This window comes from Curtanaerobium respiraculi (assembly GCF_024609215.1).
Lineage (GTDB): Bacteria > Actinomycetota > Coriobacteriia > Coriobacteriales > Eggerthellaceae > Curtanaerobium > Curtanaerobium respiraculi.
This window is the reverse complement of sequence record NZ_JANIPD030000044.1, coordinates 21,738-43,408: the sequence shown is the minus strand read 5'-3', so window position 1 is coordinate 43,408 and position 21,671 is coordinate 21,738. Positions and strand designations below refer to the sequence as shown.

The following is a 21,671-nucleotide window of genomic DNA, read 5'->3' as shown; positions in this document are numbered from 1 at the left end:
TGCTCGTAATATATCCTGCTGTGATTTTTATTCCTGATAGCATCCGAAAGGGATCTGGCTTTCTCCATCACGATGCCTGTTCTTCCTCTAAGGAACCGCTGGTTTTTCGGGCTTTGCCCGTCCAAACCCCTGCGAGGGACGTTTCCCAAGCAGCCGGGCTGATCGCCCCGTCCCAAGCGGCGCTCCGGCCGCCGCATGCCGGGGTGCGAACAACAACCTCCGGTTCGGCTCGCGGGCGTGAAAACCCGCCGAATTCACGGCGGCATCGCGGGGGGTCGTGCTACAATGAGCGAACTTGTGCGATAACGGGTCGCGCAGGGAGGAATATTGGCCCCCGAGACATGTTTTGCTCACATTCGATGTTGTGAACATGGTACGTAGCACGCAATCATGACGAAGGGTCCCCGTTTTTATGAAAGGGGTCCATTTTGACCGAAATCAAGAACCCGTCTGTGATCGATTACGAGGACGTCTCCGATGAGAAGATGAACGAGATGATCGATGGCACGCTCACCGAGTTCGATGAGGGCGATCTGGTCGACGGCACCGTCGTCAAGATCGAGCATGACGAGGTGCTCGTCGACATCGGCTTCAAGAGCGAGGGTGTCATTCCCAGCCGCGAGCTCTCCATCCGCAAGGATGCCGATCCTTCCGAGATCGTTTCGCTGGGCGACAAGCTGGAAGCGCTGGTCCTTCAGAAAGAGGACAAGGACGGCCGCCTCATCCTGTCGAAGAAGCGTGCGGAGTACGAGCGCGCCTGGATTTCCGTGGAAGACAAATTCAAGGCCGGCGAGACCGTCACGGGCGAGGTCATCGAAGTCGTCAAGGGCGGCCTGATCCTGGACATCGGCCTGCGCGGCTTCCTGCCCGCTTCGCTGGTCGACCTTCGCCGCGTGAAGGACCTGGACATGTACATGGGCACCGAGCTGGAAGCCCGCGTCATCGAAATGGACCGCAACCGCAACAACGTCGTCCTTTCCCGCCGCGTGCTGCTGGAGGAAGGCCGCAAGAACGAGCGTGCCGAGATCCTGTCCCGCCTGTCCAAGGGCATGCGCCTGAAGGGTACCGTGTCCAGCATCGTCGACTTCGGCGCCTTCGTGGATTTGGGCGGCATCGACGGCCTGGTGCACATCTCCGAGCTCTCCTGGAGCCATGTGAACCATCCCAGCGAAGTCGTCAAGGTGGGCGACGAGGTCGAGGTCGAGGTGCTCGACGTCGATCTGCAGCGCGAGCGCATCAGCCTGGGTCTGAAGCAGACCACCGAGGATCCGTGGGTCAAGCTGGTGGAGAGCTACCCCGTCAACAGCATCGCCGACGGCAAGGTCACCAAGACTGTTCCGTTCGGCGCGTTCGTGGAGCTCGGCCCCAACGTCGAGGGCCTGGTGCACATCTCCGAGATGGCCAACCGCCACATCGATACCCCCACGCAGGTCGTGCATGCGGGCGACGAGGTCAAGGTCAAGGTCATGGAGATCAACAAGGAGCGTCGCCGCATCAGCTTGTCCATGAAGGCCGCCGCCGAGGAGCTGGGCATCGAGATTGCCGTCGCCGAACCCGATCCGGCCGCTCTGGAGGAGAAGCGCATCCGTCAGGAGAAGCGCGCCGCCGAGCGCGCCGCCCGCGAGCAGGGCGCCGAATAGCCTCTGCGCTGAAACGCGCTCGATCGAAGGGTCCGCTCCCCCCGGGCGGGCCCTTCTTCTGTGCGCCGAGTATGGAGGGCGCCTTCGCACTTTCCAAATATCCGCTCGCCACCTGCGAAAATGCCGATTACCATGATTGCTGCGATTGCCGCGCACGAAGTGCTGCATTCTTGCTAGGATATGCAGCGAAGTCCCTGCGCCCAGAGCATCCGATAGGGGGCGCGTTTCATCAGCACAGGAGGCACCATGAAGGAATTCATACTCATCGGCGGTATCGGCTCGGGAAAGACCACGGTCGCCAAGCTGCTCGAGGAGCGTGGGGCCCGTCTGCTCGATTTGGACAAAGTCGGGCATGAGGTGCTGCTGAAACCCGAGGTGGTGGCGCTGATGACCAGCACGTTCGGGAACGACATATTGACCGAGGACGGCCAGATCAACCGGCCGAAGCTCGCTGAGGCCGCCTTCTCCACCCCTGCCAACACCATCAAATTGAATGCGATCTCCCAGCCGCGCCTGCTGAAGCTGGCGCAGGAGAAGGTTGCCGCACTGCGGGAGGAGGGCGTCGAGAACCTGGTGATCGAGATTTCCGTTTACGACGGCCCCGAGGGCACCTTCGCCCCGCTTATCCGCGGGAACGACGGCATCATCGCCGTCACGTGCCCCACGCGCGTGCGGCTCGAGCGCGCCATCGCCAAGGGATTCGATCCGCAGGACGTGAAGAACCGCATCGCCCGGCAGCCCGCCGACACACAGCGCGCGATATGGAGCGATTACGTGATCAGCAACAAGGGCACGCTGGAAGAGCTGGAGACCCAGACCGACCGCGTGTGGAAGCAGATCACCTCGTAGATGTCGCAGCATTTACGGAATATCGAAGGCGCCCCGATGGAGGGCAAGCTGCCCGATGTGCGCCTTGCCAGCCAGCCGTTGACGGTGAAGGCCCCTTTCGAGCCTTCCGGCGACCAGCCCCAGGCCATCCATCAGCTCGCGCAAGGCGTGGAGGACGGCCTTCGCTACCAAACGCTGCTCGGCGTCACCGGAAGCGGCAAGACGTTCACCATGGCCAAAACCATCGAGGCAACGGGCAAGCCCACGCTGGTGCTGGAGCCCAACAAGACGCTGGCCGCCCAGATCGCCGCGGAGTTGAAGGACTTCTTCCCGGACAACGCCGTGGTGTACTTCGTAAGCTACTACGACTACTACCAGCCCGAGGCATACGTACCCACCACGGACACGTTCATCGAGAAGGATGCCAGCATCAACGAGGAGGTCGAGAAGCTGCGGCATGCCGCGACAGCCGCATTGCTTTCGCGCCGCGATGTGATCGTGGTCGCATCGGTCTCCTGCATCTACGGCATCGGCAGCCCGGCGGACTACGCGGGCATGGCGGTGTTCGTGGACAGGGAGAAGCCGATGGATCGCGACGATTTCATCCGAGGGCTCGTGGATATCCAATACGACCGCAACGACTACGAGCTGTCCCGCGGCACGTTCCGCGTGCGGGGGGACGCAGTGGATGTGTTTCCCGCCTACGCGGACAATCCCGTGCGCGTGGAGTTCTGGGGCGACGAGGTGGAATCTATCACCGAGATCGGGAACGTGACGGGTGAGGCGGTGAACTCGTTCGAGGCGCTTCCCATATGGCCCGCGAGCCATTATGTGACGGCAAAGCCTAAGATGGACCACGCCATCCGCACGATTCGCGACGAGTTGCGCGTGCGCCTGCAGCAGTTCAAGAGCGAGGGGAAACTGCTCGAAGCTCAGCGTTTGGAGATGCGCACCACCTACGATCTCGAGATGATGGAGACGATGGGCTTCTGCAGCGGCATCGAGAACTACTCGCGCCATCTTGACGGGCGCGCGCCGGGTGAGCCGCCGTACACGTTGATCGACTATTTTCCCGATGATTTCCTCTGCATCATCGACGAGAGCCACGTGACGGTGCCGCAGATCCGCGGCATGCACGAAGGGGACCGCAGCCGCAAGGTCACGTTGGCGGAGCATGGGTTCCGGCTGCCCAGCTGCTTGGACAACCGCCCCCTGCGCTTCGACGAATTCGAGCAGCGGGTGCCGCAGTTCATCTACGTCAGCGCCACCCCGGGCGATTACGAGAAGCGCGTGACGCAGAAGACCGTGGAGCAGATCATCCGGCCCACGGGCCTGCTCGACCCGGAGATCATCGTGCGGCCCAGCGCGAGCCAGATCGACGACATCATCGACGAGATACGGATGCGGGCCGAGCGGAAGGAGCGCGTGCTGGTAACCACACTCACGAAGAAGATGGCGGAGGATTTGACCGACCATCTTCTCGACGAGGGGATACGGGCGAATTACATGCACTCGGACATCGGCACGCTCGATCGCGTGGATATATTGCGCGATCTGCGTTTGGGCAAGTTCGACGTGCTCGTGGGCATCAACCTGTTGCGCGAAGGGCTCGACTTGCCGGAGGTGTCGCTTGTAGCCATATTAGACGCCGACAAGGAGGGTTTCCTGCGCAACTACCGGTCGCTCATCCAGACCATCGGCCGTGCTGCCCGCAACGTCAGCGGCCAAGTGATCATGTACGCGGACAAGACGACCGACAGCATGGACCTGGCCATCACGGAAACCAACCGCCGCCGCAAGATGCAGATGGCGTACAATGAGGAGCACGGGATAGAGCCGCAGACCATCCGCAAGGCCATCAGCGATATCGTCGGCTTCTCCGATGACGAGAGCACGAGCGAGCAGGTCAACCTGCAGCTCGCCAGCTTGGCGCGCGAGGAAGTGCTGCGCATCCTGTCCAGCTTGGAGGAAGAGATGGCCGCGGCGAGTGCCGACATGGATTTCGAGCGCGCGGCGCAGCTGCGCGACGAGGTGGTGAAGCTGCGGGCGCAGTATGAGGGATCCAGCGAAACCGAGGCGCTGGCCGATCTGAAGAAATCCGCCCGCAAGGGAAGCAAATACGGCAAGCGCCAGCGTCGCTAGCATTTTGCCAGTTCGACGGGGTGCGGTTTTCTTTTCGGCGTACCGTTCTCCACGTGTGCCTGTGCCGTGTGCCAGCCAACCGCATGCTTTGTCACTGTACCCTGCGCCGGGCAATCGCATGCTTTGGTACGGCGGCGTTGGGGGTGCGGACGATTTTTCGTACCGTCAGGCTGCCTAACCGGACCAAGTTGGTCCAACTATTCGTCCGCTTCCCCCGCTGCCATTGACAAAGCATGCGGGGTGGGCACGTCAGCGGGCGCTCATATGCACCGACAATCTTTACCGGTGAGGGCCAATCTGCGGAGCAAATCGCATTTTACGTTGGTTCAGCGCTCCCTCCGGGGCCATTTTAGTCGGATAATCGCATTTCCTCTGCCCTGTCCGATCAGACGGCTCAATTGATTCGCTTTTGAACAGGGGCTATTGAATAGCAGATACCGAATATGCTCGTTCGGGTGGAGGTCGGATGCGATTATCCTTGAAATTTGGCCCAGCGATCGCCAACCGTGCCAGCCAACCGCATGCTTTGTCACATCCCGGCGTCTTCATCGGTGCCAGCCAACCGGGTGCCAGCCCCGTAGGTGCCAGCAAACCGTAGACTTTGTCACATTCTGGCGCCTTCATGGTGTCCTCTCGCTAAGGACTTTGTATTCGCCTTTCCTAACCATGCTGTCCTCGTTCTGCGATTGGATTATCATGTGGAGCGAAAAAACATGCAGCTGAAAGGTGCGAATCATGTCTTTGATGTTCGATGGAATGAAGAATCCCGGTCGCAACGACAATTGCTGGTGTGGCAGCGGGCGAAAATACAAAAAATGCCATGCGCGTAACGACGAGCGCATGCAGGAGCTGTGGGAGAAAGGGGAGGAGATCCCCCATCGCTCCCTGCTCAAGACCAAGTTAGACATCGAGGGTATGAAGTACTCCGCGGAAGTTAACGTGGGCGTGCTCGACGGGGTGGGGGAGCTGGTGAGGCCCGGCGTGTCAACCGAGGAGATCGACAAGTGGATCTACGATTACTGTGCCGCCCATAACGCGATCCCTGCCGATTTGGATTACGAGGGATTCCCGAAAAGCGTGTGCACGAGCATCAACGACGTCGTGTGTCACGGCATTCCCTCGAAGGACGATATCCTGAAGGAGGGCGATATCGTCAACATCGATATGTCCACGATTCGAAATGGGTATTTCAGCGATTCCAGCCGGATGTTCTACGTTGGCGAGGTGAGCGAGAAACGTCGACGCTTGTGCGAGGTCACGCGCGAAAGCGTTCAGGCCGGGCTTGCCGCGGTGAAGCCGTGGACTCATCTGGGAGATGTCAGCGCTGCCGTGAACAAGGTGGCAACCGAAGCCGGCTATTCCGTGGTGGCGGAATTCGGCGGACACGGCATCGGCCTGGAGTTCCACGAGGATCCCTTCGTTAGCTTCGTTGCAAAGGCGGGTACTGGTCCCATCTTGGTGCCCGGAATGTGCTTCACCATCGAACCTATGGTGAATGCGGGCAGGGCAGCTATCGACATGAACGATCCGAATGGTTGGACCGTGCGCACCGCCGACGGCAGCGACAGCGCTCAGTGGGAGGTGCAGCTCGTGGTGACAGAGGATGGCTACGAGCTCATCAGCTGGTAGCTCTGTTCGATTTACATTGTGCACGTTTCGGGTGACGGGGACCCTTTAGGGTTCCCGTCACCCTTTGATGGCGGCGGGCAGCTGCGTAGCCGTGCCAGGCAACCGCACGCTTTGTTACGATTTTGTTGTGACAAACCATGGGGATGCGGACGATTTTTCGTACCCCTAGGCAGCCAATCCGAGGCGTGCCCGTCACGTGACAAAGCATGCGGTTGCCTGACACGCATGCAGAATATGATCACGCGCTGCTCGTAGCTCAGCCTGGCCTTCGGCGAGCGCCTCGGGGCCGGCGCCGCGGGCTCTGCGGGGATCTCCATCTGCAACCACATCCATTCCGGCGGGTCGGCGGATTTGCCCCGCCGCCGCACGGCCCCGCGGTCGACGCCCGCCGCGGCAGCCGCTCCGCGCACCGTTGCGCCCCGGTCGAGCTCCCGGCGGACCGCCCGCCAATCATCTATCGTGTACCTGGAGCCGCACATCGCATCACATCCTTCATCGTGGTGCAATGACCGCTAGAATCCGCCCGGTTGCGTGTCACGGAGTGTGACAAACAATACGGTTGCCCGTCACGCTATGTCGTGGCGGTTGCGTGTGCGGTGGGGACGAGGTCTCGCAGCGTCACGCTGTCCACGTAGTCGTCGATCGTCTTTTCGAGCCCCTCCCAGAAGCCGATCGTCTCGCATTCGCTGCGCCGCGGGCAGATGCCGGCGCCATCATCGAGGCACGCGACCGGAGCGGTGCTGCCTTCGCTCGCCCGAAGCACGTCGCCCGCTGTGAAATGCGAGGCATCGCCGGTAAGACGGTATCCGCCATGTGCTCCACGGGTACTTGAGAGGATGCCCGCATGCACCATGGCGCCTGCGAGTTGCTCAAGGTACTTTACGGAGATATTCGTCCGATTCGACGCCTCGCGTAACGAGACCGGCCCATCGCACTCATGGGCGGCGATGTCGATGGCGAGTCGCAGAGCGTAGCGTCCTTTCGTTGAAATGCGCATGGGGCCTCCCCTCTTTTTCGATTTCCGCGTCACAGTATACCCCACGAAGTATGGAGGTTCGCCATCCTCTGCTTGACGCAAATAAATCCTAGCGATAGCCTAGGAAATAAAAAGACGAACGAAGAGAAGGAAGTTCTCCTATGGGCAACATCGAAAGGGCGCGCTCGATCGATCAGCTGATCGGCAAAACCCCGCTTATCGACATCTCGGGGATTGGAGACGGCTCGGCCACGATCTGGGGTAAGTACGAAGCGGCGAACCCGGGCGGCTCGGTCAAGGATCGTATTGCCAAGGCGATCATCGACGACGGGGAAGCGCGCGGGCTCATTGATAAGGACACCGTGCTCATCGAAAGCACGAGCGGGAACACGGGCGTCGGCCTTGCGATGGTGGCAGCCTCGCGCGGATACAAGCTCATCATCACCATGCCGGAGACCATGAGCGTCGAGCGGCGCGATCTAATCAGATCGTACGGGGCGGAGCTGATCCTCACGCCCGGCTCCGAAGGCGTGCCCGGTGCGGACAAAAAGGCCAAGGAGCTCCTCGCCACCACGCCGAACAGCTTCGCGCCCAGCCAGTTCACCAATCCTGTGAACCCGCGCGTGCATTACGAGACCACCGGTCCCGAGATTTGGGATGCAACCGAGGGTGCAGTTGATGCGTTCGTAGCGGGCGTGGGGACCGGCGGCACGATTTCCGGAGCGGGGAAGTACCTGCGCGAGCGGAATCCCGCCGTCAAGATTTTCGCAGTCGAACCCGAGGAAAGCCAAGTGCTGGCAGGCAAGCCGTCCGGCAAGCATAAGATCCAGGGGTTGGCCCCCGGATTCGTTCCCGAAACCATGGATATGGGCATCTACGACGAGCTGGTCCACATCGATTCGGCCACCGCATTCGAATACCAGCGTAAAATGAGCCATGAGCTCGGCCTGCTGGTGGGCATCAGCTCGGGGGCGGCGGCAGCGGCGGCCGCCCGCATCGCGCAGCGCCCCGAATTCGCGGGCAAGACTATCATCGCGCTCCTGCCCGACACGGGCGAGCGCTATCTGTCGATGCTCCCCGATTAGGAGCTCGACGGGGCGGGATCCCCGCTTTTATCCGAATGGGGTAAGAAGCGCTGTCACGTTGCAAAAGCTCGGCGGCGTTTCTCCTTTTCCTGAAACGGATCGCCCGGGGACGGCGGATGACGGATGCCTCCGTCGCCGCGCACCCGCTTAGCCGTTGGCTCCCGCCCCCGGCTTTCCCAACCCTTGATCTTCCGCATCTGGGTTTCCGACGGCGACGGCGCCCCCGTCTTCGCTGCCTGCGGGAGGCCTCTCCGGCTCGCCCATCGCAGGGGAACCGGGGTTCGTTTCCTCGGGCTTTTCCTCGGAGTCGTCCGCTGAGGTGCTTTCCGCCGTCTCTTCCGCGTCGGTTGCATCTAGGCGCTGACGGATTCCGCCAGCCCGAGGACGGCATGCTGGCGCCGGAGCGGCCCGATCCCCGTTCGCGCACGTGTCAGTGCGCTCGCTCGCCTTTCGCCGCTTTGGCACTCAGCCCGCCGCCCCCGGCCAAGGCGGAATTCATCAGTGCTTTCCTCGCAGGCTCGGAACTGCTTCCCCCGTCCCTTCGTCGGCATCCTCAGCTTTCGGGGAAGCGCCGATCTTCCCGGGCGCCGGCGGGTCGAAATCCGCCTCCTCGACCTCGGGTTCCTCCCAGCGCTCGACGACGATGGGCTCGGGGTCGGGGATGGACATGTCCACCTGCTTGACGGCATCGCTGTGGAAGGTGGGGCTGGCGGAGAGGATGGGGTGCGTGTACCGCGCGCGCCGGCGCGTGCTCGCACCGTACTGGATGGCCGCGGTCGGGCAGCGCTGCACGCATGCCATGCACCAAGTGCAGGTTCCCCTCTCCCAAACGGGCAGGCCCTCTTCCAGGTGGATGGTGTTCGTGGGGCAGCGTTCCTCGCATAGTCCGCAATGGATGCACGCCTCCCCGTCGACGCTGAAGGGTTTCGTGCTCACCGCCTTATTCTCGTGGCAGGTAAATACCGACATAAGCGCTCCGATGGCGGTTCGCCTCTCCTGCCGCGTGATGCGTTTGCCATCGACGAGATAGCCGATGGCGCGGGCGGCGGAATGGGCGCTGCGCTGAAGCTTCTCCTGCCGCTTCGGGCTTCCGGGCCCCATGAGGAAGATGCAGCTGTCGACGTTCTGGATCGAGAACGTGGAATCGAGTCGGATGCCCTGGTGTTTCCTCAGCAGTTTCTCGAGGAAGCGCGCCGCATTCCCCACGAAGCTGCCGCAGGTGAGGATGACAAAGGAGTAACCGGGTACGAACGGGTTGCCGTTGGGGGTGGTGAACTCGAGGTTCCGAACGAAATCGTCGACGATGCGCGGGGTGCTCCATGCGTATGTGGGAACCACGAACCCCAGGTTGGTGCCCTGCTCGACCGGGAAGGTGAAGCGGCTCGTTTTGACGGCCCGCCCGATATCCACCAGCGCATCGTGGCTGACGGACGCGATGGTGCGCGCCGCCTCGAGCGAATTGCCCGTGGCGCTGAAATAGAAGATCATATGCGGCCGCCTTCCCGCGCCGCATGGCGCCGGATGCGGATTGGGCAGCGATCGGTTACCATCGGAATCCCTTGCGAAAGAAGCCTACAGGGCTTCTATGATACCCGCAATCTGGCTGGGGGAGTCGGCCAGCGCCGTCGCACCCGCCAATTCTTCGCGGGTACCGAACCCATAGGTGCATCCGACGCAGGGCATGTCGTTGGCGAATGCGGCTGCGATGTCCTTGTAGCGGTCGCCGACGAACACGAAGCCGCCGGGGAAGGCGGGTTCGATGTGCTGTTTGAAGATATCCGCCTTCGGGGCGAAATCGTACTCCTCTCCCGCGAAATATGCGGAGAACCACCGATCCAGGCTGAAACGCTTCCGCATCGCATCCCGGTACGGAATGCGGCAGTTGCTCAGGAACACCAATGTGAAGCCGTCGTCTTTCAGGCGCTGCAGCATTTCGGGCACGCCGGGGTACAGCCGGGCGGTCCCGTCTTCGATCAGCTGCAGCATCTTGTTCGTGATCTCCTGGGCCTCGGGCATCCAGATCTTTTCCGGAAGGTCCGGCACCAAGCCGCTCCATAGCTCCTTGTACGTGAGACCGATGCAGGAGGCGCGTTCCGCCTCTGTGAACACGTGCGGCTCGACATGGCCCGCTGCGGCGAGGTTATCCCATGCCCGCTGGAACGCCTGGCCGAATATGACGAGGCAGTCGTGCAGCGTGCCGTCGTAGTCGAAGACGATGGTGCGAATGTTCGATGTGCCCATATGAAACTCCTTATCATGAACGAGAGCCCATTATAGGCGCGACGAGGAGGTTTTCGCAGGCGGGGCGTCAGGTTCCAGATACCATGCGCGAATCGGGGGGCATCTCGCCCGCGGTGCCGCAGGCTCTGGGCCTTCTTTCAGCCTGAAGGCCGGGGCGGAATTGGCGATAAGGGATCCTCGGGAACAGCGGCAACCGCGTCCCGATGCGCGAGCGGGCGGTTACGTCCATAAGGCAAGTCCTACGGACGCAACCGCCGGGTGCGGACCGGGTTTACTTGCCGAGGGCGCGTATGAGGTTCGCCATCTCAATGGCGCCGACCGCGCATTCGAAGCCCTTGTTGCCCGCCTTGCTGCCGGCGCGTTCGATCGCCTGCTCGATGGTGTCGGTCGTCAGCACGCCCATCATCACGGGCACCCCGGTTTTCAAAGACGCTTGGGCGATGCCCTTGCCGACCTCGTTCACTACGACGTCGTAGTGGCTCGTCGCGCCGCGGATGACGGCTCCCAGGCAGATGACGGCGTCGTATTCCCCGGATTGCGCCATCTTTTGCGCGATCACGGGCATCTCGAATGCGCCGGGCACCCAGGCGACGGTCACCTGCTCCTCCTCCACGGAATGGCGGTGAAGCCCGTCGAGGGCTCCGCCCAGGAGCTTGTTGGTGATGATCTCGTTGAAGCGCGCGCAGACGATTCCCACGCGGATGCCGCTTGCGTAGGCATTTCCCTCGAGGGTGGTGACGGCCATGGCGATTCCTTTCTTTGGGGCGCCCGAATCCCGCGCGCCGTTTTTCGTTTCGCTAATCGTTCAGTATGGTTTCGAAGACGTGGCCCATTTTGTCGGCCTTCGTCTGCAGATAGGCACGGTCGTCGTCTTGCGGTTCGATCTCGATGGGAACGCGCTCGACGATCTCCAGGTTGAATCCACCCAGCCCGTATACCTTGTCGGGGTTGTTGGTGAGCAGGCGGATGGTGCGGCAGCCCAGGTTGCGCAGGATCTGCGCGCCGCTCCAATATTCGCGCAGATCGGGCTCGAATCCCAAGGCGACGTTGGCCTCCACGGTATCCAGGCCCCGCTCCTGCAGCGCGTAGGCGCGGATTTTGTTCATCAGCCCGATGCCGCGCCCTTCCTGGCGCATGTACAGGATCACGCCGCGGCCTTCCTCCTCGATCATGTGCATGGCCGCGTGCAGCTGATCGCCGCAGTCGCAGCGGCGGCTTCCGAACACGTCGCCGGTCAAGCATTCGCTGTGCACGCGGCACAGCACGTCGCGTCCGTTGCCGATGTCCCCTTTGACTAAGGCGACGTGCTCCTCGCCGGTGATATCGTTGCGGAACCCGTGGATGCGGAACTCCCCGCAGGTGGTCGGCAGCTTGGCTACCGCCACCTCCTGCATATGGTTGTCGTGCTCCCGGCAGTAGTCCTGCAGCTGCTTGATGCTGATGAACGCCAGGTTCCATTCCTCGGCCTTCCCCTTCAGCTCGCTCGTGCGCATCATCGTGCCGTCGTCGCGCATGATCTCGCAGCACAGGCCGCACTGCTTCATGCCGGCGTGGCGCAGCAGGTCGACGGTGGCCTCGGTGTGCCCGTTGCGCTCCAGCACGCCGCCGGGTTTCGCCACCAGGGGGAACATGTGACCGGGCCGGCGGAAATCCTCCGGCTTCGCATCGTCTTCCACTGTCTTGAGGGCCGTGACGCTGCGTTCGGCGGCGCTGATGCCGGTGGTGGTGCTCGCGTGGTCGATCGAGACCGTGAAGGCGGTCTCATGGTTGTCCGTGTTCTCGCTGACCATCTGCTGGAAGTTCAGCTTGCGGGCGAGGTCCGGGCTCATGGGCATGCAGATGAGCCCCTTCGCGTGGGTCGCCATGAAGTTCACGTTCGCCTGCGTGGCGTATTGCGCGGCGCAGATAAGGTCGCCCTCGTTCTCGCGGTCGGGGTCGTCTACGACCATGATCATATGGCCGGCCTGGAGTTCGTGCAGGGCTTCTTCGACGGTGTTCATGATGCTCCTATTAAAATCCATTCGCTTGCAAATAATCCAAGGTGAGTCCGGATTTGCCCGGCGGCGAGGGGGTGGGTGGAGCGGTCCCCGGGGCAATCAGCTTTTGGACGTATTTGCCCACGATGTCGTTTTCAAGGTTCACCACGGTGCCGACGGGTTTGCGCAGCAGCGCGGTCGCCTCCACGGTATGGGGGATGATGCTGACGGTGAAGGCGTCCCGCTCGACGGTGGCGACGGTCAGGCTGGTGCCATCGATGGCGATCGACCCCTTCTCCACGATGAGGGAGCAGATGGCCGGCGTGGTCTCGATGCGCAGTATGCGGGCGTTCTGCTCACGGGCGATGCGGGCGATGCGCCCCGTGCCGTCGATGTGGCCGGAGACGATATGCCCCCCGAAGCGCCCGTCGGCGGCCATGGCACGTTCCAAGTTGACCGGGTCGCCCGCATGGAGCTGCCCCAGTCCGGTGCGGCGCAGCGTTTCGGGCATGACGTCGGCGGTGAAGGACCGCGCGTCGAAGGAGGTGACGGTGAGGCAGGCCCCGTTGACCGCGATGCTGTCCCCCGCGTGCGCGTCTTCGAGCACACGCGCCGCAGCGATGGTGATGCTGCCTGCGCGCGCTCCGGAAAGAACGCGCTCGACGGTGCCGATCTCTTCGATGATGCCGGTGAACATCTAGGCCTCCTTCCGCTGTCTTGCATTCCCAGGAGCTCCCGCGCGGTGGTATACGAGCTTCAGGTCGTCCCCTAACTGCTCGGTGCGGGCAAGGCGCCACGTCTGCGCATCGGTCATCAGCTTTGCGCCGAATCCCCCGATGGGGGAGGGGGCTGACGCTCCGCCGCAGACCTTCGGTGCGAGGTAGATGATTACCTCGTCCACCAGGTCCGCCTCGAATAGCGACGCATGCAGGGTGGGGCCGCCCTCCACGAGCACGGAGTCGATTCCGCGGCGTCCCAACTCGTCCATCAGATGGGGGAGGCTGGGCCTGCCGCTTCCGTCTGCCGGCAGGGGGAGGATCTGCTCGGGCGCAACCATGGGCGGCCGCAGCGCCCGACTCTCGACGCAGGCGATCAGAAGGGGCGCTTTGCCGGCGGTCCTCAAAAGATTGCATCCTGCGGGCAGGCTGCCGGCGGAGCTGCACACGACGCGCAGCGGCTGGTTGCTGGGGACGCCGCGGCGTGCCGTGAGCGCAGGGTCATCGGCCGCCACCGTGCCCGCGCCGACCATGACCGCCGCCAAACGGTGGCGCAGGTCGTGGCAATCGCCGCGCGAAGCGTCTCCGGACACCCAACGCGCATCGCCCGTGCGGGTAGCGACCTTGCCGTCCATCGTCATCGCCCATTTCGCGACCACGAGGGGGCGTTTCCGCGTGATGAAATGGAAAAAGATGGGGTTCAGCGCGTCGCATTCTTCTTTCAGGACGTCGGTGTCCACGCGGATGCCCGCATCGCGCAGCCGCTGGTTGCCCCGTCCCGCCACCAAGGGGTTCGGGTCGCGCGATCCCACCACCACGCGGACGATGCCCGCTTCGAGAATCGCGTCGGTGCACGGCGGTTGCTTGCCGGTGTGGTTGCACGGTTCGAGCGTCACGTACAGGGTGGCGCCCGTCGGGTCTTCCGTGCAGTGGGAAAGGGCGTTGCGCTCTGCGTGGGGCTTGCCGTAGCGCTCATGGCAGCCTTCGCCGATGATGCGGCCATCGCGCACGAGGACGGCGCCGACCAAAGGATTGGGGTTCGTCCAACCTGCGGCCGTCGCCGCAAGGTTGATTGCGCGGCGCATCATATGCGCGTCGAATGCAGATGGGGTAGCCATCGTGCCTCCTGCTCTTCCATCCGGACTGTAACCGTTGGTCCTGGATTTTCACCAGATCAGCCTTCTTGCGAAGGGTCGCGGACTCCGGCGCGATGCCGTTACCGCCAGTGAGGAATCTCACCTCGCCCTGAACAGTTGCTCTGCGGGAAGTATAGGCGCACTTCGTGTATCGTGCAACCGGAGATTTCCACCTGCCCGCGCGGGAGGTGTACCATGGGCCAATCGATTGCAAGGGAGGGCATCCATGCCGAAAGAAGTGGAAACCGTTGGAAATCAGGAGGTTCTCTGCTGGGCGAAGGGCGTCTTCGGGACCACCCAGCCCTTTTCCGCCGGGTTCCTTTCCCTGTACGTGGTCGAATCGGAAGGGGAGGCGCTGTTGGTCGATGCGGGCGCAGGCGAGAACGAATGCTCGTACCGCCTGCTCGACGAGGTCGGCGTTCCCGCCAACCGCACGACGCTCTGGTTGACGCACCTGCACCGAGACCACACGGGCAATGCGAGCCAACTCGCCAGCGAAGGGGCGCGGTTGGAGATGCGGCGCAGCAGGAACGAGGGGGAGCCGTTCGACCCCGCCGACGTGTTCCGGCTCGCCGGATTCGAGGCGGGTCCTTCGCATCGGAGGACGTACCATCAGATCGATGCAAATGCGTCGGAGGCTGCGATCGGGCATCCCATCGAGAAGCTCGATGCGGGGGAAACCGTGCGCATCGGCTCGCGCACGTTCCGGGTTATCGAGTTCGCAGGCCATGCGAAAGGGCACGGCGGGCTCTACGAAGAGGAGACCGGCATCGTGTTCACGGGGGATCAGATCATCGACGGCATCGTGCCCGCGGTGACGTCCATGCGGCTCGATCGGCACGACATGGAGCGCTTCCACGAGTCGCTGGAGGCGGTGCGCGCGTTACATCCTCGCGTCATGTTCCCAGCGCATTTGCATCCCGTGTTCGGCGAGCAGGCGATCGACGAGGTGATCGACGGCATCGAGGACAGCTTCGGGAAGATCGTGAAGAAGGCGGGCGATATCCTGGCCGCGCGCGACGAGTGGATGACGGCGGCCGAATTCGCCCGGGTGTTCTACGGCTACCGCGTGGGCGGCTTCGCGACGTTCTCCACTGTTGAGCAGGCGTTCCGCTTGACCAAGCTGCTCGCGTACTTCGAGGAGCTCTGTGACCAGGGCAGGGCGCAGCGGCGCATTGACGATGACGGGTCGGCACGGTATCGCATTGCACCGCCGGGCCCGCATATCGTGGTGTAGCGGATTCGCGCTTCGATATTTCCGGGTTGTGCAGGCGCTGCGGAACCGCTGATGAATTCCGCCAGCCCAAGGACGACATGCTGGCGCCGGAGCGGATCGATCCCCGTTCGCGCACGTCAGCGCGCTCGCTCGGCTTCCGCAAGCAGCTTCCGCGCGTGGGCGAGCGACGCTTCCGAAGCATCGCCGGAGAGCATGCGGGCGATTTCCCGCTCGCGTGCCTCTCCTTCCACCGCTTCCAATGTGGTGACCGGCTGCGCGCCGTCCGATTTCACAACCGTGTAGTGGACCGTGCCTCGCACGGCGACTTGGGCGAGATGGGTGACAACGATCACCTGGTGCGTTTCCGCCAAGTCCTGCAACACATCGGCGAGGCTGCGCGCCGTGGCACCGCCGACGCCCGCATCCACTTCGTCGAACACGAGCGTTTCCACGCTGTCGGCGCTCCCAAGAACCACCTTGATGGCGAGCATGACGCGGCTGACCTCGCCGCCGGAAGCGATCTTGGCGAGCGGACGCGCCTGCATGCCGGAACCTGGCTTGAAAAGGAATTCGACGGCATCGGGCCCTTCCGCCGTCCAGCGTTCCCGGTTTTGCTTCTCGACCGAGCAGACCAGCTGGGCACTGCCCAGCTCAAGGCGCGCCATCTGCTTTGTGACGGCATCGGCGAATTTCGGTGCGGCATCGCGGCGCGCGCTGTGCAGTTCGGCAGCGGCGGCTGCCAAGCGCTCTTCGGCATCCTGCTGTGCTGCCTGGGCTTTCGCGAGGTTTTTCTCGAATCCCTCCACCGCAGAGATCGTCTGGCGTGCTTCATCCCAGGCCTCGAATACGTTGTCCATGGTGGGACCCCAGGTGCGCATGAGCATCTGCAGCTGGCTGATGCGCTCCTGCATCTGCGCGAGCGCTTGGGGGTCGTATTCGACGGTGTCCGCGTAGGCGCCCATGTCGCGTGCGACGTCTTCGACCACATACGATGCCTCGCGCAGGCTTTGCGCCGCCTCTCCCAGGGATCCGTCAACTTCCGCCATGCCCTCCAACAGCGTGACGGCTTGCCCGATCGCATCAAGCGCTCTCGCTTCCCCTGAAAGCGCCTCGTGGGCGCCGCCGGTGGCTTGCAGCAGAGATTCGGCGTTCTCGAGCAGGGGCAGTTTTTCCAGGATCTCCTCGTATTCCCCGCCTTGGGGGTTTGTCTCTGCAATGCGGTTGAGCGTGTACCGCGCCTGGTCGAGCGCTTCGCTGCCCAGATCGCCCGCAGCGCGGATCGTCTCCACGGCGTCGGCCGCCGCCTTCGCACTCGCCCAGGCATCCCGATAGGCGTTCGCCGCCCGTTCTATATCGCCGGCCACCCAAGTATCCAGCATGGCACGGTGGTTCGCGGGCCTCATCAGGCGCTGGTGCTCATGCTGCCCGCAGAGGTCGACGGTCGATCCCACGAGTTCCGCCAACTGGCGCACGCTACCGATCGACCCGTTGATATGGACGCGACTCCTGCCGTCGGCGGAGAGCGTGCGCTCAGCGACCGTCCCCTCGACATCCCCTACTCCGGAGAAGACGCGTCCCTCAACGGATGCCCGGGCCGTTCCCTGCCGCACCATCGTTGCGTCCGCCCGTTCGCCCACCAGCAGTTTCAACGCGGAGAGCAGGGCCGTCTTGCCCGCGCCCGTCTCGCCGGTGATTACGGTGAGGCCGCGCGCCGGCGCGAGCGCGGCGTCTTCGATCAGCGCGATATCGCGCACGTGCATTTCGTCGATCATCGCAGAGTCCTCCTGCGGGGTTGAGGTGCGCGGGGCAGATGCTCCATCCGATGAATTGTAGCATCCCGATCGCGCGGGGAGCGCCTGCCCGCCCGCTTCGGATACCGTGGCAGGGGGTTCCATGGCGTCGAACCGCTCGATCTGTGCCATACTGAGACGGTGCAACAAGGCGAAAGAGGCGCGCATGCTATTCAGCGATATCGGCATCATCGACGAGGATTTCCGCTTCAAGCCCCACTGCTGGGTGGGCACGAGAGGCGACCGCATCTCGTATGTTGGGGACAAGCCGCCGGTCGATGCGGGTGGATACGGCGAGGTATACCCAGGTGGAGGCCGTTTGCTGATGCCCGGGATGTTCAACGCGCACGCACATTCCGCCATGACGATTCTGCGCGGTTACGGCGAGGCGATGCCGTTGCAAGCCTGGTTGAACGACCGCATCTGGCCCTTCGAGGCGAAGATGACCCCCGAGGACAACTACTGGGGAACGGTGCTGGCGTGCGCGGAGATGCTCCGCTACGGCACGGTGGGCTTCACCGACATGTATTACGCCACGGAGCTGCGTTTCAAGGCGGCGGACGAGGCGGGCATGAAGATCAACGCATGCGAAGGGCTGCTTGCCTTCGAGAAGAAGCCCTATCGGGAATATCCCCTATTCAAACTGAATGAGGATCTGCTGCGCTATCACGGTGCGAGCGACGGCCGGCTGAGGTTGGACGTGTGCATCCACGGCGAGTACACCAGCAATCCGCTTACGTGTCGCGGCGCGGCGGAATACGCCGCCGAGCGGGGCCTGCGCATGCATCTGCATGCGAGCGAGACCGAGCTCGAGACCGAGGAATGCAAGCAGCGCCACGGCGGAATGACGCCCATCGCGTATTTCAACAGCCTAGGCGTGTTCGGGAACCCAACCACGGCGGCGCATTGCGTTTGGCTGGAGGACGAGGATTTCGCCATATTGCGCGAGGCGGGCGTGACGGTGGCGACGTGCCCCGTGTCCAATATGAAGCTGGGCAGCGGGTTCGCACCGGTCAAGCGCATGCTCGCCGAAGGCGTGCAGGTGGCCCTGGGCACCGACGGCTGCTCTTCGAACAACAACCACGACATGTTCCAGGATGCGTACACGATGGCGCTGGCCACGTGCGGTTCGACGCGGGACGCGGCAGCTATCACGCCAGCCCAGGTGCTGTTCGCCGCCACGCGGGCGGGCGCCCTCTCGCAGGGGCGCGATGATTGCGGACTGGTAAAGGAGGGTTTCAAGGCCGATCTATGCGTGCTGGACGCGAGCGGTCCCTCATGGAGCCCGGCGACGGATATGGTGGCGAACGCGGTGTACGCGGGACACGGGTCCGACGTGTGCCTTACCATGGTGGATGGCAGCGTACGGTATCGCGATGGCGCGTGGTCGGGAATCGATGTCGAGCGCGCGATGGCGGAATGTTCCGCCACGGTCGAACGCATCGAGGGCGCGCTGTAGAGGATGCAGCCCTGCCGGGGCAAGTAGGTATCTGCGTCTCGAAATCGGTTCTTCGTTGTCTGACGTGCCAGCGAGGCTCGCCCCTCGGAGCGGGACGCCCTGTGGGACCCCGCTTCATTGGGGGCCTTCTGAAGATAATCAACCTTCAGAAGGCCCCTGCATTGCGCTGCCTCATGCTTGTTCTTGAATCTTTCGCATGCAGCGAAAGGTTGCGCCATTATGAATGGCGCACATAGAGGATGTTCAGAATATTCCACAGGGCGTCTCGCTCCGAGGGGCGGCGGGGTCGTAAGGCTTCCTGGTTTTCCCGCTCATGCCAGGGGCTTAGCTGCGCAGGCGGAGCGCAAGGTCGATCAGGGCATCTCGATCGTTGGGCACGCGCTCTTCCATAACGGCCTCGAGGAGCTGGTTCAGGATCATGCCCACGCTCGGCCCCGCCGGTACGCCGAGGGCGATGATATCGCCGCCTTTGACTGCGAGTTGCTTCAACGTGAACGCCTGGCCTTCGGCGAGCACCTGATCGAGGCATGCTTCCAGTTCGTTGGCGAGCCCGATGCCCGTGCGGTGGTCGGGGGCGTGCGCGCGGGAATCCGCCCGCTTGAGGTCGCAGAGGTCGCGGAACAGGCTTTCGCTGCCGCCCAACTTCCGCAGCATCCTCTTCACACTTTTCGGCTTCGGGGGCACTACGGTGTCATGCTCGCGGACGAGTAGGCAGACGTCGTGGATGAACCGAGGCGGCAGCTTCAGCCTGCCCATCGCCGTTTTCGCGATGGGCACCGAAAGCTTCGCATGGCCGTAGAAATGCCCGACGTCGCCTTCCATAAAGAAGGCATCGGGCTTGCCGCAGTCGTGGAACAGCGCCGCCCAACGGTTGAGCGGGGCGGATTCAACGTATTCCACCACGTAGGCGGTGTGCTCCCACACGTCGTAGATATGGTATTTCGTGTGCTGCTCGAACCGATAGAGCGGTCGCAGCTCGGGGAGGACGGCGAACACGATGTCGGCGTGGTCCATGAGTGCGTCGTGGACGTGCTCCCCGCAGAGCATGCCGGTCAGCTCGTGGGCGATGCGCTCCACCGCGATGCGTTGCAGCCCGGCTGCTTGGAAGCGCATGGCTTGCGCGGTGGCGGGTTCGATCGCGAACCCTAGTTGGCTGGCGAAGCGTACGCCCCGGACGATGCGCAAGGCATCCTCCTGGAAGCGCTTCTCGGGAGAGCCGACCGCGCGCAGCACCTTTGCGGCGAGGTCCTCCCGTCCCACGAACGGGTCATGCAAGCCGCGATCCGGATGATATGCCATTGCATTCACCGTGAAATCGCGGCGGGCGAGATCCTCGTCGATCGATCGCGTGAACGTGACCGTATCGGGATGGCGGCCGTCGGAGTACGATCCATCCACGCGGTAGGTGGTCACCTCGAACAGTTCGCCGTCCACCTGGGCGGTTATCGTCCCGTGGGCGGTGCCGGTTTCGAACGCGTTGCATCCTGCCGCCTCGAATGCCGCCTTGCTTTCCCGCCATAGACCTGAGCACGCGATGTCGATGTCGTTGACGGGTCGGCCGAGCAGGGCGTCGCGCACGCAGCCGCCCACCATCCATGCCTCGAGCCCGGCATCCTCAAGGATGGAGAGCGCGCGGAGTGCGGAATCGCTAGCAGGTACGGATATGGTGCTGTCTTTGCTCATGCGGCTATTGTACCTGTGCCGTGCGTTAGAATATCGGCTAAAGCAAACGACGCGGCGGTTTTTGCGCGCAATCGACTTACGATGCCGTACGGCTTCCGCGTCATACGCCTCCGCAGGGCATACGCCCCCGCAGGGGGTTTCGCACGAGAAAGCGCATGCATGGAAGAAGAACGCAAGTCATTCGCCCTGCTCATCGACTCGGATAACGTGTCGGCCAAGTATATCCAGGGCATCATGAACGAGCTGACCAGCCGTCACGGCCAGGTGACCTACCGCCGCATCTACGGTGACTGGACCAGCACTCAGATGGGCAAATGGAAGGATGTGCTGGCGGAATACTCGCTGACCCCCATGCAGCAGTTTGCCAACACGAAGGGCAAGAACGCCACGGACAGCTTCCTGATCATCGATGCCATGGATATCCTGTATGAGGGCAAGGTGGACGGATTCTGCATCGTGTCAAGCGACAGCGACTTCACGCGGCTGGCAAGCCGCCTACGCGATGCCGGCATGACCGTGGTGGGCATGGGGGAGAAGAAGACCCCGCGGTCGTTTCGTAGCGCCTGCACGGTGTTCACCAGCCTGGAATTGGTGATCGAGGCCGACGAGACCGAAGAGTCTGTGGCTCCTTCGCCCCAACAGGACGAGGGAACGAGCCAGCGCGATGTCGCGGATGCCATCACGGGGATCATCAACGATGCGGGCGGCGATGTGTCTGCATCGGAGTTGGGAAGCCGCCTGGTGCGCATCTACCCCGATTTCGACGTGCGCTCGTTCGGATACAGCCAGCTGAGCAAGTTCTTGGAGAGTTTCCCGAACCTGCGCGTCGACCGGCGCGAGAACAGCGTGCTGGTGAGCCTGCGCGATACGGATGCGCTGCTGCAGAACGTGGTGGCGTTCATGCGCGAGCTCGTGAGGAGCCGCTCGCGCGATGGCGTTGCGCTGGGCGTGCTGGGAGGCAAGATCCACGACGAGTTCCCCGACTTCAACATGAAGGATTTCGGGTACAGCAAGCTGAGCAAGTTCGCGCGCGACGTGGACGGCGTGATGATGGAGCAGGTGGATGGCGTGACGCGCGTGTTTCCCGAATACGAGTAGGTTCCCGGGCGGGTTGTGCTTTCATTCTCCATAATCGTGCAAGCTGCTTGACGTGA

Annotated in this window: 17 protein-coding genes and 1 riboswitch; of the genes, 8 read left to right on the top strand and 9 right to left on the bottom strand. The window is 63.1% G+C overall.

The genetic code is table 11. From position 1 onward, the window contains the following. Positions 1–428: 428 nt before the first annotated feature. The 4 genes from rpsA (at position 429) to NOV21_RS11040 (ending at position 6,239) form a co-directional block, all read left to right on the top strand. Positions 429–1,640 (top strand): 30S ribosomal protein S1, encoded by a 1,212-nt coding sequence (gene rpsA / locus NOV21_RS11055; protein ID WP_283171104.1) that lies wholly within the window; start codon positions 429–431, stop codon positions 1,638–1,640. A 246-nt stretch (positions 1,641–1,886) separates the two neighbouring features. After that, positions 1,887–2,489, top strand: coding sequence for a dephospho-CoA kinase (gene coaE, locus NOV21_RS11050; protein ID WP_283171103.1), 603 nt, complete (start codon positions 1,887–1,889; stop codon positions 2,487–2,489). Next, the gene (gene uvrB, locus NOV21_RS11045) at positions 2,490–4,610 is read left to right on the top strand and encodes an excinuclease ABC subunit UvrB (protein ID WP_283171102.1); all 2,121 of its coding nucleotides are present in this window, start codon (positions 2,490–2,492) and stop codon (positions 4,608–4,610) included. 744 nt (positions 4,611–5,354) lie between these two features. Next, entirely contained in the window at positions 5,355–6,239 is an 885-nt protein-coding gene (locus tag NOV21_RS11040; protein WP_283171147.1) for a methionyl aminopeptidase, read from the top strand. 571 nt (positions 6,240–6,810) lie between these two features. Here NOV21_RS11040 and NOV21_RS11035 read toward each other — a convergent pair. After that, positions 6,811–7,236, bottom strand: coding sequence for an RrF2 family transcriptional regulator (locus tag NOV21_RS11035; RefSeq protein WP_283171101.1), 426 nt, complete (start codon positions 7,234–7,236; stop codon positions 6,811–6,813). A gap of 140 nt (positions 7,237–7,376) precedes the next feature. On the opposite strand from NOV21_RS11035, the gene cysK reads away from it, so the two are divergent. After that, positions 7,377–8,300 carry a cysteine synthase A gene (cysK, locus tag NOV21_RS11030; RefSeq protein ID WP_283171100.1) on the top strand — a complete coding sequence of 308 codons (924 nt, stop codon included), beginning with the start codon at positions 7,377–7,379 and terminating at the stop codon, positions 8,298–8,300. A 498-nt stretch (positions 8,301–8,798) separates the two neighbouring features. Here the strand turns inward: cysK and NOV21_RS11025 are convergent, their stop codons facing one another. The 6 genes from NOV21_RS11025 to ribD all read right to left on the bottom strand — a co-directional run bounded on the left by NOV21_RS11025 (position 8,799) and on the right by ribD (position 14,351). Then, positions 8,799–9,788 (bottom strand): EFR1 family ferrodoxin, encoded by a 990-nt coding sequence (locus tag NOV21_RS11025; RefSeq protein WP_283171099.1) that lies wholly within the window; start codon positions 9,786–9,788, stop codon positions 8,799–8,801. 84 nt (positions 9,789–9,872) lie between these two features. Next, entirely contained in the window at positions 9,873–10,541 is a 669-nt protein-coding gene (locus NOV21_RS11020) for an HAD family hydrolase (RefSeq protein WP_283171098.1), read from the bottom strand. A gap of 271 nt (positions 10,542–10,812) precedes the next feature. After that, positions 10,813–11,286, bottom strand: a complete 474-nt coding sequence (gene ribH, locus NOV21_RS11015; protein ID WP_283171097.1) for a 6,7-dimethyl-8-ribityllumazine synthase — start codon at positions 11,284–11,286, stop codon at positions 10,813–10,815. Positions 11,287–11,338: 52 nt separating this feature from the next. Then, positions 11,339–12,541 (bottom strand): bifunctional 3,4-dihydroxy-2-butanone-4-phosphate synthase/GTP cyclohydrolase II, encoded by a 1,203-nt coding sequence (locus NOV21_RS11010; RefSeq protein WP_283171096.1) that lies wholly within the window; start codon positions 12,539–12,541, stop codon positions 11,339–11,341. 10 nt (positions 12,542–12,551) lie between these two features. Next, on the bottom strand, positions 12,552–13,214 hold the full coding sequence (gene ribE / locus NOV21_RS11005) for a riboflavin synthase (RefSeq protein ID WP_283171095.1): 663 nt from the start codon (positions 13,212–13,214) through the stop codon (positions 12,552–12,554). Beyond that, on the bottom strand, positions 13,215–14,351 hold the full coding sequence (gene ribD, locus NOV21_RS11000) for a bifunctional diaminohydroxyphosphoribosylaminopyrimidine deaminase/5-amino-6-(5-phosphoribosylamino)uracil reductase RibD (protein WP_283171094.1): 1,137 nt from the start codon (positions 14,349–14,351) through the stop codon (positions 13,215–13,217). It abuts the gene before it with no gap. A 4-nt stretch (positions 14,352–14,355) separates the two neighbouring features. After that, a riboswitch (FMN riboswitch) is annotated at positions 14,356–14,490 on the bottom strand. Positions 14,491–14,595: 105 nt separating this feature from the next. Between ribD and NOV21_RS10995 the strand changes: the two genes are divergently transcribed. Then, entirely contained in the window at positions 14,596–15,606 is a 1,011-nt protein-coding gene (locus NOV21_RS10995; RefSeq protein ID WP_283171093.1) for an MBL fold metallo-hydrolase, read from the top strand. Positions 15,607–15,722: 116 nt separating this feature from the next. On the opposite strand, the gene recN is transcribed toward NOV21_RS10995, so the two are convergent. Next, positions 15,723–17,357: a DNA repair protein RecN gene (recN, locus tag NOV21_RS10990; RefSeq protein WP_283171092.1), complete on the bottom strand. Its 1,635-nt coding sequence runs from the start codon at positions 17,355–17,357 to the stop codon at positions 15,723–15,725. A 184-nt stretch (positions 17,358–17,541) separates the two neighbouring features. On the opposite strand from recN, the gene NOV21_RS10985 reads away from it, so the two are divergent. Continuing rightward, on the top strand, positions 17,542–18,834 hold the full coding sequence (locus tag NOV21_RS10985) for an amidohydrolase (RefSeq protein ID WP_283171091.1): 1,293 nt from the start codon (positions 17,542–17,544) through the stop codon (positions 18,832–18,834). A 324-nt stretch (positions 18,835–19,158) separates the two neighbouring features. On the opposite strand, the gene NOV21_RS10980 is transcribed toward NOV21_RS10985, so the two are convergent. After that, the gene (locus tag NOV21_RS10980; protein WP_283171090.1) at positions 19,159–20,517 is read right to left on the bottom strand and encodes a CCA tRNA nucleotidyltransferase; all 1,359 of its coding nucleotides are present in this window, start codon (positions 20,515–20,517) and stop codon (positions 19,159–19,161) included. Positions 20,518–20,676: 159 nt separating this feature from the next. On the opposite strand from NOV21_RS10980, the gene NOV21_RS10975 reads away from it, so the two are divergent. Then, positions 20,677–21,615 carry an NYN domain-containing protein gene (locus NOV21_RS10975; protein WP_283171089.1) on the top strand — a complete coding sequence of 313 codons (939 nt, stop codon included), beginning with the start codon at positions 20,677–20,679 and terminating at the stop codon, positions 21,613–21,615. Positions 21,616–21,671: the final 56 nt, after the last annotated feature.

Excerpts from the sequence above, each read along its gene's own strand:
- NOV21_RS11010 (WP_283171096.1), bottom strand. The coding sequence starts at position 12,541 with ATGAACACCGTCGAAGAAGCCCTGCACGAACTCCAGGCCGGCCATATG.
- NOV21_RS11020 (WP_283171098.1), bottom strand. The coding sequence starts at position 10,541 with ATGGGCACATCGAACATTCGCACCATCGTCTTCGACTACGACGGCACG.
- cysK (WP_283171100.1), top strand. The coding sequence starts at position 7,377 with ATGGGCAACATCGAAAGGGCGCGCTCGATCGATCAGCTGATCGGCAAA.
- coaE (WP_283171103.1), top strand. The coding sequence starts at position 1,887 with ATGAAGGAATTCATACTCATCGGCGGTATCGGCTCGGGAAAGACCACG.
- NOV21_RS10995 (WP_283171093.1), top strand. The coding sequence starts at position 14,596 with ATGCCGAAAGAAGTGGAAACCGTTGGAAATCAGGAGGTTCTCTGCTGG.
- NOV21_RS10980 (WP_283171090.1), bottom strand. The coding sequence starts at position 20,517 with ATGAGCAAAGACAGCACCATATCCGTACCTGCTAGCGATTCCGCACTC.
- ribH (WP_283171097.1), bottom strand. The coding sequence starts at position 11,286 with ATGGCCGTCACCACCCTCGAGGGAAATGCCTACGCAAGCGGCATCCGC.
- NOV21_RS11040 (WP_283171147.1), top strand. The coding sequence starts at position 5,355 with ATGTTCGATGGAATGAAGAATCCCGGTCGCAACGACAATTGCTGGTGT.
- uvrB (WP_283171102.1), top strand. The coding sequence starts at position 2,490 with ATGTCGCAGCATTTACGGAATATCGAAGGCGCCCCGATGGAGGGCAAG.
- ribE (WP_283171095.1), bottom strand. The coding sequence starts at position 13,214 with ATGTTCACCGGCATCATCGAAGAGATCGGCACCGTCGAGCGCGTTCTT.
- NOV21_RS11035 (WP_283171101.1), bottom strand. The coding sequence starts at position 7,236 with ATGCGCATTTCAACGAAAGGACGCTACGCTCTGCGACTCGCCATCGAC.
- NOV21_RS10985 (WP_283171091.1), top strand. The coding sequence starts at position 17,542 with ATGCTATTCAGCGATATCGGCATCATCGACGAGGATTTCCGCTTCAAG.
- ribD (WP_283171094.1), bottom strand. The coding sequence starts at position 14,351 with ATGGCTACCCCATCTGCATTCGACGCGCATATGATGCGCCGCGCAATC.
- recN (WP_283171092.1), bottom strand. The coding sequence starts at position 17,357 with ATGATCGACGAAATGCACGTGCGCGATATCGCGCTGATCGAAGACGCC.
- NOV21_RS11025 (WP_283171099.1), bottom strand. The coding sequence starts at position 9,788 with ATGATCTTCTATTTCAGCGCCACGGGCAATTCGCTCGAGGCGGCGCGC.
- NOV21_RS10975 (WP_283171089.1), top strand. The coding sequence starts at position 20,677 with ATGGAAGAAGAACGCAAGTCATTCGCCCTGCTCATCGACTCGGATAAC.